7 protein-coding genes and 3 pseudogenes are annotated in these 13,211 nt (G+C 67.4%); 4 read left to right on the plus strand and 6 right to left on the minus strand.

Features of this window, described 5'->3' with window-relative positions; translation table 11 throughout:
* Positions 1 to 41 precede the first annotated feature (41 nt).
* Positions 42 to 1,228 (plus strand): annotated as a pseudogene (locus AB0N07_RS40450) (IS3 family transposase); the annotation flags it as partial.
* Positions 1,229 to 1,350: 122 nt separating this feature from the next.
* A pseudogene (locus tag AB0N07_RS40455) lies at positions 1,351 to 2,001 on the plus strand (integrase); the annotation flags it as partial.
* A 69-nt stretch (positions 2,002 to 2,070) separates the two neighbouring features.
* Here AB0N07_RS40455 and AB0N07_RS40460 read toward each other — a convergent pair.
* Entirely contained in the window at positions 2,071 to 2,274 is a 204-nt protein-coding gene (locus AB0N07_RS40460) for a hypothetical protein (RefSeq protein ID WP_365844089.1), read from the minus strand.
* On the opposite strand from AB0N07_RS40460, the pseudogene AB0N07_RS40465 reads away from it, so the two are divergent.
* Positions 2,251 to 2,496 (plus strand): annotated as a pseudogene (locus AB0N07_RS40465) (integrase); the annotation flags it as partial. The gene AB0N07_RS40460 and the pseudogene AB0N07_RS40465 overlap by 24 nt on opposite strands.
* Here the strand turns inward: AB0N07_RS40465 and AB0N07_RS40470 are convergent.
* Complete coding sequence (locus tag AB0N07_RS40470; protein WP_365844091.1) at positions 2,452 to 2,676, minus strand: hypothetical protein; 225 nt, start codon at positions 2,674 to 2,676, stop codon at positions 2,452 to 2,454. The pseudogene AB0N07_RS40465 and the gene AB0N07_RS40470 sit on opposite strands and share 45 nt — an antisense overlap.
* Between AB0N07_RS40470 and AB0N07_RS40475 the strand changes: the two genes are divergently transcribed.
* A complete protein-coding gene (locus tag AB0N07_RS40475) occupies positions 2,675 to 3,160 on the plus strand; it encodes an integrase core domain-containing protein (protein ID WP_365844093.1) in 486 nt (161 codons plus the stop codon). The genes AB0N07_RS40470 and AB0N07_RS40475 overlap by 2 nt on opposite strands.
* 257 nt (positions 3,161 to 3,417) lie before the next feature.
* Here AB0N07_RS40475 and AB0N07_RS40480 read toward each other — a convergent pair whose 3' ends face one another.
* The 4 genes from AB0N07_RS40480 to AB0N07_RS40495 form a co-directional block, all read right to left on the minus strand.
* Positions 3,418 to 5,469, minus strand: coding sequence for a family 43 glycosylhydrolase (locus tag AB0N07_RS40480; protein ID WP_365844095.1), 2,052 nt, complete (start codon positions 5,467 to 5,469; stop codon positions 3,418 to 3,420).
* A gap of 199 nt (positions 5,470 to 5,668) precedes the next feature.
* Positions 5,669 to 8,749: an RICIN domain-containing protein gene (locus AB0N07_RS40485; protein WP_365844097.1), complete on the minus strand. Its 3,081-nt coding sequence runs from the start codon at positions 8,747 to 8,749 to the stop codon at positions 5,669 to 5,671.
* A 276-nt stretch (positions 8,750 to 9,025) separates the two neighbouring features.
* On the minus strand, positions 9,026 to 10,582 hold the full coding sequence (locus tag AB0N07_RS40490) for an alpha-L-arabinofuranosidase B (RefSeq protein ID WP_365844099.1): 1,557 nt from the start codon (positions 10,580 to 10,582) through the stop codon (positions 9,026 to 9,028).
* Positions 10,583 to 10,923: 341 nt separating this feature from the next.
* Entirely contained in the window at positions 10,924 to 12,351 is a 1,428-nt protein-coding gene (locus tag AB0N07_RS40495; protein WP_365844101.1) for a glycoside hydrolase family 43 protein, read from the minus strand.
* Positions 12,352 to 13,211 lie beyond the last annotated feature (860 nt).

A 13,211-nucleotide genomic window follows, 5' to 3' on the forward strand; every position in this document is an offset into this window, starting at 1 on the left:
GGGTTTGATGGAGACATCGAAGACCCGGAAAGATGCCGACCATGGCTGCTCCCCGTAAGTACTCCGACGAACTGCGCGAGCGCGCGACAAGGATGGCGGTGGAGGCCCGTAAGGACCCTGCCGCGCGGACCGGTGCGGTGAAGCGGATCGCCGACCAGCTCGATGTGCACCCCGAGGCCCTGCGGACCTGGGTCAAACGGGCCGAGACCGACGAGGCCGGCGTGCCCGGCACCACGAGTGCCGACGTGGCCCGGCTCGCGGAGCTGGAACGCGAGGTCAGGGAACTACGGCGGGCCAACGCGATCCTGAAGTCCGCGGCAAGTTTCTTCGCGGCGGAGCTGGACCGTCCACTGCGCTGAAGGTCGCCTACATCGACCAGCACAAAAAGGAGTTGGGCGTCCAGCCGATCTGCGCAGCCCTTGCGGGCACCGACGCCGAGATCGCGCCGAGCACCTACTACGCCGCCCACACACGCCCCGAATCGGCCCGCAGTGTCCGCGACCAGCACCTCACCGAGGAGATACGCGTGATCCACCGCGAGAACTACGGCGTCTACGGCGCTCGCAAGGTCCACGCCGCGCTCCGAAGACGCGAGTGGACGGTGGCCCGCTGCACCGTCGAACGGTTGATGCGCGCCGACGGGCTGCGCGGGGTGTCCCGGGCCAAGGGCCCGCGCACCACCCGGCCCGCTCCCGAGACCGACCGGCCCCGTGACCTGGTCAACCGCCAGTTCACCGCCGACGCCCCGAACCAGCTGTGGGTGGCCGACATCACCTACATCCGCACCTTCTCCGGCTGGGTGTACGCCGCCTTCGTCATCGACGTGTACTCCCGCATGGTGGTGGGCTGGCAGGTCGCCACCTCCCTCTACACCGATCTCGCCCTGGACGCCCTGGAGATGGCAGTCTGGAAACGCCGCCGCGACGGCATGGACCTGGCCGGCCTGGTCCATCACTCCGTCCGCGGCGTGCAATACCGGGCCGTCCGCTACACCGAACGCCTCGAACAAGCCGACGCCGTGGCCTCCGTCGGCTCCAAGGGCGACTCCTACGACAATGCCCTCGCCGAAGCGTTCAACAGCCTGTTCAAGGCCGAGCTGATCCGCAACAAGGGCCCCTGGACCGGCGTCAACGACGTCGAGGTCGCCGTCGCCGAGTACATCGACTGGTTCAACCAGCGCCGGCTCCACGGCGAGCTCGGCCACATCCCACCCGCCGGGTACGAAGCGCTCCACGCATCACCCAACACTGCGGGTGCCGATAAATCATCCGCACAGGTCATCCGGTTGATCAGCGATCAGGCGCGTCGACCTGGGTACAGGAAGGCTCCACTGCGGCATGATGATCTGCCGTGCTGCTGCGTCTGGCCTACCTCGCCGTGATGAACACGTTCTCCCTCATACGCCTGCTGCCGATGAGCGACCGCGAAATGGAGATCGAGATCTTGGTGCTGCGCCACCAGCTCACGGTTCTGCAACGCCAGGTCGACAAGCCGACGTTCACGCCGAGCGACCGGTTCCTGCTCGCCGGCATGCTCCACCGCCTGACGACGGACAAGCTTCGCCAGCTCCAACTACTGGTGCGCCCGGACACCGTCCTGCGCTGGCACCGCGACATCCTGAAACGCCGTCATGCTGCGACGTGCACACCCAGGCGGCGAGGACGCCCGCGCACCATCCGCTCCATCCGAACCCTGGTCCTGCGTCTGGCAGGCGAGAACTCATCGTGGGGCTACCGCCGCATCCAGGGCGAACTCGCGGCCCTGGGCATCAAGGTCGCCGCCTCCACCGTCTGGGAGATCCTTCGAGAGCACGGCATCGGCCCTTCTCCCCAGCGCGAGCACACCACCTGGGCCGACTTCCTGCGCAGCCAGGCGGATGCCCTGCTCGCCTGCGACTTCTTCGAGACCCGCACCCTGACCGGGGCACGCCTGTACGTCTTCGCCGTTATCGAACACGCCACCCGGCGCGTCCGAATCCTCGGTGCCACCCCACACCCCACCTGTAGGGTTCCAAAAGTGACGTACAGCATCTGACCTGGTACTTTGCGACTCCTGGCGATCATGGCAGGCTCAGACTGCATGGCCCTGCGCATGCTCTACCTGGTCTTCCTCCGACTCCTCGGACTGCTCCTGCTGCTCTCCCGCTCGCAGCAGACCAAGGACGCTGAGCTGCTCACGCTGCGCCACGAGAACGCGGTACTGCGCCGCCAGCTCGGCGTCCGGCCACACCTCACCTGGCCGGACCGCGCCGTGCTCGCCGCCCTCGCCCGGCACCTACCCTCCCGGCTGCGCCGACACCGCCTGTTCACACCCGGCACCCTGCTCACCTGGCACCGGCGACTACTGCGCTGGAAGTGGAAGCAGAAACCCGCACGGACCGGCCGCCCGCCGATCTCCGAGGAACTCACCGCCCTGATCCTGCGCCTGGCCCGCGAGAACCCGACCTGGGGCTCAACCCGTATCCAGGGCGAGCTGCGGCGCCTGGGCCACCGCGTCGGCGCCTCCACCATCCCCCGCATCCTGCGCAGCGCCGGCCTCGGCCCCGCACCCCGACGAAGCCGCGGCGCCCCGACCTGGCGCGAGTTCGTACGCGCCCAGGACCTCCGGCCTGCTCGCCGCCGACTTCTTCCACATCGACACCGCAGGCCTGACCAGGCTGTACGCCTTCTTCGTCATGGAGGTCGGCACCCGCACCGTCCACATCCTCGGCGTCACCGCCCACCCCACCGCAGCCTGGGCCACGGCCACCCAGCTCGCCCGCAACCTCCTCGCCGGCCTCGGCGAACGGGCGTCCGGCTTCCGCTACCTGCTACGCGACCGCGACAGCCGCTACACCGCAGCGGTCGACGCCGCCTTCACCGCCGACGGCATCGAGATCCTCACGACCGCGCCACAGGCACCGAAGATGAACGCCCACGTGGAGAGGTTCATCCGCAGCGTGCGGGCCGAGTGCACCGACCGGATACTTCTCTACAACGAGCAGCACGCCCGGAGTGTCCTCGCCGAATACGCCGAGCACTACAACTCCGGAAGGCCGCACCGGGCCCTGCACCTTCGCGCACCAGCCGACGATCCGGACGTCATCCCCTTCCCCGCACAACGGATCCACCGCCACAACGTCCTGGGCGGCCTCATCCACGAGTACCGCAACGCCAGCTGAACAAGATCACGACCGTCGGCGAAGCCCCAGTTCAGGCAGGGTACGGGACTTTTGGAACCCTACAGGGCGATGAAGCGCCGTCAGGATCCCCGACGACACGCGAGGCCTCGAAAGGACCCGTTCACCACGGCAACGACCTTTTCCGCAGCGCGCTTGGCCGCTACGCCTCCAGAAGGACGATGGTGGTGTTGGACCGGACAACCCCATGCGCCGGCTGATCGACATGGTGATGAGGGTGCTCCCTCGGTTGACCGTCCCTAGCCGGTGACGCGGTGGAAGGTCCATCGCTGGTTGGAGCTGCCGACGTCGCGGTACTGGATCAGTGCGGCTCCGTCGGCCGTGCTGCCTCCCTTGACGTCGAGCACCTTTCCGCTGTTGCGGTTGACCAGGACGAATTCGCCGCCGCTCTGCGGGCGCAGCTGCCACTGCTGGCTCGCTCGGCCGTCGGCGGTCATCTGGATGACCGGCGCGCCGTCCGCGGTCGAGGAGCCTGATACGTCGAGGACTTTGCCGCTGCGGACGCAGGTGATGGTGTGGTAGCCGTCCGCCGTGGACTGGAAGGCCCAGTGCTGGTTCGATGCGCCGGTGTCGGGCCACTGCAGGACTGTGGCGCCATTGGCGTTCGAGGCGCCGGAGACGTCGGCGACCTTGCCGCTGCGCACGCTGACGCACTTGTAGGCCCTGGTGGGAGCGATGGTGTACTGCACCGAGTCGAAGTCGACGTAGCCGGTGTTGTTGGGGTTGTAGGTGTAGAGGCCTATCCGGTCGCCGCGGTAGCCGCCCCAGGTGAGCTGGTAGGTGCTGCCGAACGCGGTGAAGGTGGTCCCGTCGAGGCTGTAGGAGAACTGGCTGACGCCGTTGACGTTCCAGGTGGTGCGCAGCCATACGGCGTTCTGGGTGATCGCCGGGCCGTTGGTCAGGGTGCCGTTGACGTTGTTCACGAGCGTGGTGGTGGTCCCGGAGCGGCGGACGCCCAGTCCGGCGTAGGTGGCCGCGTAGTGGGACAGTCCGGCGTGCTGGCCGTCGGCGAGGCCGGCCAGTTCGAGGCGGACGGTCACCGTCGCCCCGCCCGCCACGCGCAGCACCCTTTGGGTGAGGGTGTTGCCGACCTTGGTCAGGTTGTCGGCCGCCAGCGGGGCGAACGCCTTGAGCCGGAGGTAGCCGGGGCGTTCGGTCAGGGACCAGTGGTCCGCGCGGGGCTGGTAGTACCACTCCCACTGCGGCTTGATGCTGCTGTCGGTGAACAGGTCGCTGGTCACCACGGGGGGCAGTGCGTCGACCGGCAGGCCGGGTGTGCCGCCGGCGGGTACCTGGCCGGTCCACACCATGTTGCCGATGCCGTCCGTGCCCACCTGGCCCAGGATCGGCCAGCCGTCCACCCAGGTCACCGGCAGCAGGGACAGCGGTCGTCCCTCCCAGTCGCCGTGGCCGTGGTGGGTCACGAAGTACCAGGTGCCGTCGGGGGCCTGCACCAGTCCACCCTGGTTGGGTTCGCGGTCCACGGAGGCGTTGACGTGCTCCAACTGCCGGGTCTCGTAGGGGCCGGTGAGGCTGGTGCTGCGGTTCATCATCAGCACCCGGCCCTCGGACTTCACCTCGCTGTACAGGTGGTAGTAGAGACCGTTGATCTTGTACAGCTTGTTGGCCTCGCTGCCCGGCGACTGGTGGATGACCGTGGGCGAGCCGACCAGGGACTTGCCGTCCGCGGACAGCTTGAACAGGTTGATCTTGTAGCCGTCCGAGTAGTGCGTGGTGACCAGGTAGCCCTGTCCGTCGTCGTCCCAGAACGGGCACGGGTCGTCCCAGCCGGTGGTCCGCCACACCGACGTCAGCGGATCCCAGGGCCCGGCCGGCGACGGGGCCGATGTCATGAAGAAGCCTTCGTCGGGGGTGTTGAAGTACACCCAGTACCGGCCCGCGTGGAAGCGGATGGCCCCGGCCCACACGCCACGGCCGAAGCGGTTCATCCGGTCCCAGTTCAGCAGTGGGTCGATGCTGGTGAGATCACCCACCGCGCCGCCGAGCGTGCGCCAGTTGACCAGGTCCGTCGAGTGCAGCACGGCCACGCCGGGCGAGTATCCGAACGTGCTGGTGATGCCGTAGTAGTCGGAGCCGACCCGGATGCAGTCCCAGTCGCTGAAGTCGCCCGGGAGAACGGGGTTGACGTAGGTGCCGTCGCCCTGGTCGCCCCATGTGCCGGCCGGCGGGGTGGCTGCCGCCGCCCGGCTTTGCGGGAGCAGGCCCGGCAGCAGGAGGGCGCCGGTGCCGACTGCGGCGAGCCGGCCGAGTTGTCTTCTGGTGATGTCCACGATGTCCGTCCTTGGTTGAGAGCCATCACAGCTGAGGGAGGTGCTTTCCGATGCGAGTGCGCGGTGGCAGAGGTTCACGGGGACGGTGCCGGCCCGCGTTCCGCAGGCACCGTCCCTCAGGTCCTTCGCTTCCCTTGGTCCGCCCCAGCGGCACACCGAGGCGGGTGAGTGGGGTGTGCGACCCGTGGCGCGGAGGGGGTCAGTCCACGTTCACTGCCTGCCACAGTTGGCTGTTCGCGTTCGTGTCCGTCGTCTGAACGAGCTGAGCGCCTGCTGCGGTCGAGGAGCCGGACACGGAGAGCAGCTTGCCGCTGTTCACGTTCTTGATCTTGTAGTAGCCGTTTCCACTGGCGGTCAGTGTCCAGTGCTGGCTCGCACCGTTGTTGTCGGGCTGCTGGATGATGGTCGCGCCGTCCGTGGTGGACCCGCTGGTGACGTCCAGCAGCTGACCGCTGTTCTGGTTGACGATCTCGTAGCTGCCGTCACCGACAGCGACCCACCGCCAGTGCTGGTTCTGCGCTGCGGTGTCGTTCCACTGGATGACGTTCGCCCCGGCGGAGGTCGATCCGCCCGAGACGTCGATCGTCTTGCCGCTGTTCTTGTTGGCGACCCTGTAGAACGCGTTCTTGGAGGGGAAGGGGATGGAGGCGAACGCGTCCAGCGCGCAGACGGTGTTGGAAGCGGACGCGTTCTTGGTTCCGGTGCACACGACCTTGATCGTGTGGGGTCCCGCGGCGAGATCCGTCTTCTCGAACAGCGGCACCTGCTTCGTCACCGTCGAGGAATAGGCGTCGATGCCCGACTGCGCCAGGGCTCCGTCGATGTAGACGTCGACCTTGCCCATGTTCGGCTGCTTCATGCTGAGATACCGAACGCCCGAGCCGGTGAACGCGTACTGGACGTAGTCGCCCGCCCTGTTCGTGACCTTCTCGGATCCCTTGAAGTCCTGCGAGTCGTTCCAGTTCGACCAGCCGGAGGAGTAGGTGGGAGTTGAGTCCTTGTCGTCGACGTAGGTCCAACGCTGCCGTACGAGCGACTTCGAGGCGGGAGATGCGTTCCCCTGGGCGTCCACGACGTAGAGGCGGTAGTCGCCGACCGTCGGTGGGACGTTGATGGTCGTCGCGGTTCCGGCTGCCTTCGTCATGGTGGGGCCGACGGCGAACGTCGTCGTACCGGAGGGAGCCAACCAGAGCGTCCTGGTCGCGTCACCGATGGTGCGGATGGGGATGGACGACACGCCCTTGCCGGTGAACGTGCTCGCGGGCAGGGCGTAGTCCTGCAGGCTCAGGTTGCTCCGGGGGACGAGGTCCTTGTAGGCATCCTCCAGGCCGGACTTCACGGCGATGTCGTACGCCTGTGACGGCCACACGTTGTCCGCGTACGCGCGCACGTCCTGGATGGTGCTGTTGGGGACGCTCTTGCCGGCGATCTTGTTGACGGTGCCGTAGGTGTTGGTGATGCTCAGGTCGTGCTGTCGGCCCCAGGTGCCGGAGTTGATGGTGTAGGCCAGGTCCGGGTCGACGTCGAGCACGTTGTCGTGGAAGTTGAGGTAGGCGGAGCCTTCATCCGGGTGGAGTCCGTACTTGTGGCCGGCCGGAACGCCCTGGAGGTAGTTGTTGCTGATCACGGTTCCCGGCTGGCTGCCGAGGTCGTAGATGGGAGCGGAGTCGCCGAGCAGCTGCATCGTGTCGACGATCTGGTTGTAGCTGATGGTGTTGTTCTTCGCCGTGGTGGTCGGGTTTCCGGGATTGATGGAGTTCGTCGAGCCGTCGAAGTTCCACCATCCCCAGCCGAGCGTGATGCCCGCCCACGGGGACTTCTCGATCCGGTTGTGCTGCACCGACAGGGAATCGGTGAAGTACGCCGACACGGGGCTGGATCCCTGGAACAACACCGCGCTGTCGTAGAGGTAGTTGTCCGTGATCGATATGTTTTTGCAGACTCCCTCGACGTTCACCGGGTACTTCTCGTGGTTGGTCGGGGTGTAGTCGCCGATGTACACGTGCTGGGGATGCCCCACGGTGATGGCGGATCCGGCGATGTCATTGACGTAGTTGCCGGTCAACTGCGTGTCCGTCACGTCGTTGGCCAGGGTGATGCCGTCGGCGCCGGTGTGCTGCACCGTGTTGCGCGACAGGACTATCCCGTCGGCGTTCTCCATCTGTATGGCAGCCGGCGGCAGGTCGACGTTGCGGTAGGTGTACGCATGGAAGTTCTTCCTCGCGTACACGGTCGAGCTGGAGTTGCCCTGCTGGCCCTGCCGGAAGACTGAGCCCCCGACATTGACCAGGTTCCAGTCGGAGTGCTCGACGGTGAGCCCGGAGAAGGTGATGTTCCGCGCGTGGTCGCTCGTGGACGTGCCGGCGATCTTGAGGAGGGTGGACACGTTGTTCGGCGCGAAGACCTTCGCCGTGGTCATGTCCTCGGAGCCGGCCTTGTAGTAGTACAGCGTGTGTTTCGTCTTGTCGAAGTAGAACTCGCCCGGCTGGTCCAGGAACTCGTACGCGTTCATGAACGTGTGGCTGCCGCCGGGGTTGAAATTGCCGTTCGGCGGTCCCTGGGCGATGGCCGCGCCCGGCTGCTGGAACAGGGCCACGCGGCTCGCGCCGTCCGAACTCGTGGTGATCTGGCGGACGCCGACGATGGCCGTGGTCCAGGTCGTCGCCGACTTGATCTCGACGTCGTCCTGGTTGCTGGCGACAGCGGGCAGGTCGGAGAGGCTGTACTTGGACCCGTCGCACTGCGAACCCGACTCCCAGGCCCAGGGAGCCTGGCCGGCCGTGACGGAGTAGGTCCCGTAGCATCCGGCCGAGTTGATCGTCTTCGACGCCATCTGGGCGCGCTTGCCGTTCACGTAGAGCGCGCGGAGCTTGTCGTCCCGGTTGAGCGTGGCCTTCCAGATGTTCCCGCTGTGCTGTGTCCAGCCGGACACCTGAACGCCTCCGTTCAGCACCGGCTTCTCGTTCTGGTAGGCGGCGTACACGACATGGTGGCCGTTCGTTCCGGAATCGGCTGAGGTGAAGTCGATGGTGCTGCCCACCGGGTAATTGCCGCCGCGGAGAAAGACGTTGATGTCTCCGGTCATGTTGCGGTTGACCGTGCGCACGACGTCCCGCGCGTGCTGCAGGGTCTTGAACGGCGCGGTGATCGTCCCGGCGTTGGCGTCGTCGCCGTTGGGGGCGACGTAGTACGTCGCCTGCGTCGAGGCCGCGGCTGGGGTCGGCGTCGTGAGGGATGTCAGCAGCGCTGCGGAGCAAGCCATCGCAAGCACTGCTGACACCTTGCGGATGATGGGGGTGACGGGTTTGTGACGGACTGCGAGTGTCATCGCGAGGTCAGGGTCCCTTCGGTGCGGACGCCGATCGGCAGCAGCAGGATGGTGTGGGTGCAGGGTGTCGCGGGAGGGGCCGCCCCAGGTCAGCTGGACAAGGGCCTTGGTGAGGGTTGGCCATGTGTGGGGGGACCTCCAGGTTTCCAGGAAGCGAGCACGGCCTCCCCGCCCTTGTGGAGGACCGCCGTGCTCGCTGCTGGAGGCGCTCAGAGAGGCCGGAGGCTGTCAGCTCCAGGGAGCCACGGTGAGCCAGCTGGTGTCCTGGGCCCACGACTTCGTGTTGTCCCAGGCGTTGGTGCCGCCGTTGCCGGCGATGTAGGCCGTGTAGTTGTAGTGACGGATGTACCTGGTCGGGAAGTTGACGGACTGGAAGGAGGTGCCGACCCCGCTGTTGCCCGAGGTGGGGCAGAACGTGGCGTCTTTCGCGAACGAGCTGCCACCGTTGTCGGTGTTCAGGTAGAGCTGATAGTTGGAGTGGCGCAGGAACTGGCCCGGTTTGTCGACGGACTCGAAGGACAGGCAGGAGGTGTTGTCCAGTCCGGCGCGGACGATCCAGGTGGCGTCGGCCTTGTCGGTGGCCGGGCTGGAGGAGTTGATGCCGGCGATGACGACCTTGTTGTCGGCGTCGTTGTGGCGCAGGTAGTGGGAGGTGCAGCAGGGTGAGGTGGTGGCCTTCAGGGAGATCCGGGAGCCGGGGGTGAGGGTTCCGGTGCTGGTCGAGCCGCTGTTGTAGCCGGCGGCGGTGACGTTGGCCTGGACGACGTTCTCGGTGGCGTCGGAGGGGTAGCCCTGGGTCATGACGCCTTCGTAGAAGGTGCCTTGGGCGCCCTTGCTGTTGTCACCGCCAATGCCGAGGATGATCGCGCCTTCCTTGTGCATCGGGTTGTAGCCGGAGATGTTGGGGCGCACGCCGCTGTAGTACGTGGACAGGCCGCCCGCCTGGGCGTCGCCTCCGCGGATGGCCCACTGGTTCGGGCCGCCCTTGACGATGGCGGTCAGGAACCGGTTGGTGACGGTGGGGTCGCCCGAGTTGAGATGCTGGTTCACGCCGGAGAACAGGCCGTTCTCCAGGTCGGCCATGATCCAGGGGCCGGTGCCGCTGCCGGAGCCCCAGTGGTTGTTGTTGCCGAAGTAGATGGCCTCCATGTGGCCGTTGCCGGTATCGCGGCTGTTGGTCTCGGCGTTGCCGTAGTCGAAGCAGCAGCCGCCGTTGAAGTGCTTGCCGTTGAAGATCGCGTACATGCCCTCGGGCTGGTCGCCGGTGGCGATGCCGTTGGTGTTGTTGTTGCGGTAGCCGGTGCCGGGGGCGACGTAGACGCCGTATGCCTTGTGCCCGCCGACGGTGACCGGCGCCTCGAAGGCGTTGGCGAGGTTGTCCGGCCCACCGGCGGCTCCGCCCGCGGGTGCCTGGGTGAGGTTGTTGTGCTTGGGCGACTGGTCGTAGAGGACGGTGATGACGCAGCTGGTGTTCGCGCAGAAGGAGTCCTGCTGCGCGGCGTCGGCGTATCCGCCCGCGCTCAGCAGGCCGATGTCCTTGGTCGCGTTGTCGGAGGCGCGCTTGACCTGGTACAGCGGGCCGTTGTACGTCCCGTACAGGGCGCGGGTGGTGCTGTGCGCGGCGACGCAGGGGGTGCCGCCGGCGGCGTAGATGTCGCACGGCCCCTGGGTGGCGGCCTGCGAGGGGGCGGCCGTGGCGGTGAGCAGGCCGGCGGCGAGCGCGGCGGTGGCACCGGCCGCCAGCAGCGCACGTCTGGCGCTGCGTATCCACGGTGGCTTGATCATGAAGAACTCCTTCACAAGGTGGGGTGCGAGGTGAGGCTCGAAGAACCCTCGGCGTCCGGCGGTGCGGACGGCGCGGATCGCCTCGACGCTGCCGGGCCCGGTGCCGGATACGGCTCTCTTCGGCACCGGGCTCGGTGCTGGTTGCTCGTCGGCTCCAGGGGAGAGCGGCGAGTCGGTTGGTGTCCTGGGCCCACGACGTCGGGTGGTCCCAGGCGCATGTCCGGCAGCGGATCGCGCCGTCCACGGGCATCAGCCGGGCCCCCGTCGACCCGGCCGCCGCGGGCGTACTCCTGGAAGCGCTGCCGCTCGCCCGGCCGTGGCCGGGAGGTGGTGGCGTCGGGTCAGCTCGTCACGCGGAAGGTGGCGTCGCCGCGTCCTGTCGTGGTGGTGATCGGGTCGAGCTTCAGGTAGTAGGCGTAGTGGCGGATGTAGCGGTCGGGGTGGTTGTACGACTGGAACGAGGACCAGGTGGAGTCGGCGAGGCCGGCGACCTTGCGGAAGGTGGCGTCCGCGGCGAACTGGGCGCTGCCGTCGTAGAGGGCGAGCTGGAAGTCGTAGTTGGCGTGCCGCAGGAAGTAGCCGGGGTGGTTCACCGACTCGAAGGAGACGGTGCCGGTGCCCGCCAGGCCGGGCCTGATCCGGAACTGGGCGTCCTCGACGGGGCTGACGTTCGGGTCGATGCGCACATCGAAGTTGGTCTGGCGCACGTAGCGGTCCTGGAAGTTGTACGACTGCAGCCGCTGCGCCGGGGTGTTGGGCCAGCGGGCGAGCACGCGGCTCTCCTCGGCGGCCGTGAGGGTCATGATCGCGCCGTGCCGCTTCGGGGTGCCGCCCATGTCGTAGCCGGTCGCGTCCTGAAGCCGGTAGGTGCTGACGTCGAACGGGTTGGTCGTCAGGATCGGCCGGTATTCACGGACGCCCTGCGGGTTGTTGTAGTCGATGTAGAGGGCCCACTCGTTGCGGTCCCGGAACTTCATCCAGACCGGGCCTTCGACCACGTTGCCGGTGAGGCCGATGCTGGAGAGGTTGCCGAGGTTGGTCCACGTCCCCAGGATCGAGTTGCTGCCCTCGACGTTGTTCTGGCCGTCGCCGGAGACCCTCAGGTAGCGGTAGGGGCCGGTACCTGAGGGCACCGCCGTCATCTGGGTGTCGACGACCGGCGTGCTGCCGGGGGGGTCGATCCAGATCTGCGGGGTGGTGATGGTGCGGAAGTCCTTGGTGCGGGCGGCGTAGATGCGGTACTTGAAGATGCCGTTCACCGTGGCGTTCGTCGCCCAGTACAGGACGTAGTCGTTGGTCTCGGGGTTCCAGATCGCCTCCGGCGCCCACGCGTTCTTTCCGCCGGGGATCAGTCCGGCGGCGCCGAGCAGCCACGGCTTCGACCAGGTCACCAGGTCGGTCGACTCCCACACCACGAAGTTGGGGCTGCCGTTGGTGTACGTCGAGCCGCAGCGGATGCACAGGTCGGTCGCGACGATCCAGTACTTGCTGCCGTCGGGAGAGCGCACCAGTGCGGGATCGCGCACTCCCTTCGTGCCGATCGTGGAGTTCAGGACCGGCGCGCCGCCGTTGAGGTCGTTCCAGTGCAGGCCGTCGGTGCTGTGCGCGAGGTACAGCATCTGCCCGGTCGCGGAATCGCCGGTGAAGTGCACCATCAGGTAGCCGGGGTCGGCGGCGGCGGCTCGCTGGGGCGTGGTCAGGGCCTGGCCTGTGAGGAGGAGGGAGACGGCGAGCAATATCACCGACAGCCGGGCGCGGAGCGCAGACACGGGATCTCCTGTCGTCGTGCGGGTGCCACCGCCGGGCGAAGGGGGAGCGGGGTGGCGTGGGGAACTTGGTCTCGGAGTGGGCGGGACGGGACCCGGCTGCCGCGCGAGCCGGAAGGACGGATCCGAACGACGGCGTTTCGCCGCTTCGCCCATGACGCCGTGGTGACGGCGGGTCAGGGCGCGCGAGCACGTGCGTCCGCCCGGGTGGGGCGGTTGCGAAACGGGCCGGGCGTCTGTGCCGCTCAGCGCCCGTGAAGGCGGTTCAGGTGGGCGACACTTCGGACGGAAGCCTTCATAGCCAACTCACTATTCGATCAGGCGTTTAACGGTATATCGAACACCGTTCGGGAAATCGGGCAGAGGTTAAATCCGGAAAAGACGGCGCGTCAATACATCCGACACATCCGATTAACCGAACGTACAAATGAGCGATCTGGCGCTCACCTGGCCCCCTGGCCCGGCTCATGCGAGATAGGCCCCGTCCACTTCTGGGAGGACGACGGGGTCCAGTTCCGCTGACCGACCATGGCCGGCGGCGCGAACAAGGTCTCCCTGGTCGACGCCCAGCGCCACTACCGGGAACGCCGGCCGAGGGCAGGGCCGGGCGGGCCGCGGTGGCTCAAGGAGGCCACGAGCGCCCGCCTCCGCTCCCACGCATCCAGCAACATCCCCCGCCCGCACAACCGCCAGCACACCGCACCAGCAGCCGGCCCCACTCTCGATCACCAGCCACACCGCAGCACTCAACCCCGTCAGGCAATCACCCAATGCCGCGAAGTTAAGGATTGCCCGCGAGCGTCAAGGTGTCCGGAAGGATCAGTTTGTAGGTGTTGGGGGCGGTGCGGGTCAGCAGGCCGCGG

This window comes from Streptomyces sp. NPDC051172, from assembly GCF_040682555.1.
Taxonomy (GTDB): Bacteria; Actinomycetota; Actinomycetes; order Streptomycetales; family Streptomycetaceae; genus Streptomyces.

Excerpts from the sequence above, each read along its gene's own strand:
- AB0N07_RS40470 (WP_365844091.1), bottom strand. The coding sequence starts at position 2,676 with ATGACGAAGAAGGCGTACAGCCTGGTCAGGCCTGCGGTGTCGATGTGG.
- AB0N07_RS40475 (WP_365844093.1), top strand. The coding sequence starts at position 2,675 with ATGGAGGTCGGCACCCGCACCGTCCACATCCTCGGCGTCACCGCCCAC.
- AB0N07_RS40490 (WP_365844099.1), bottom strand. The coding sequence starts at position 10,582 with ATGATCAAGCCACCGTGGATACGCAGCGCCAGACGTGCGCTGCTGGCG.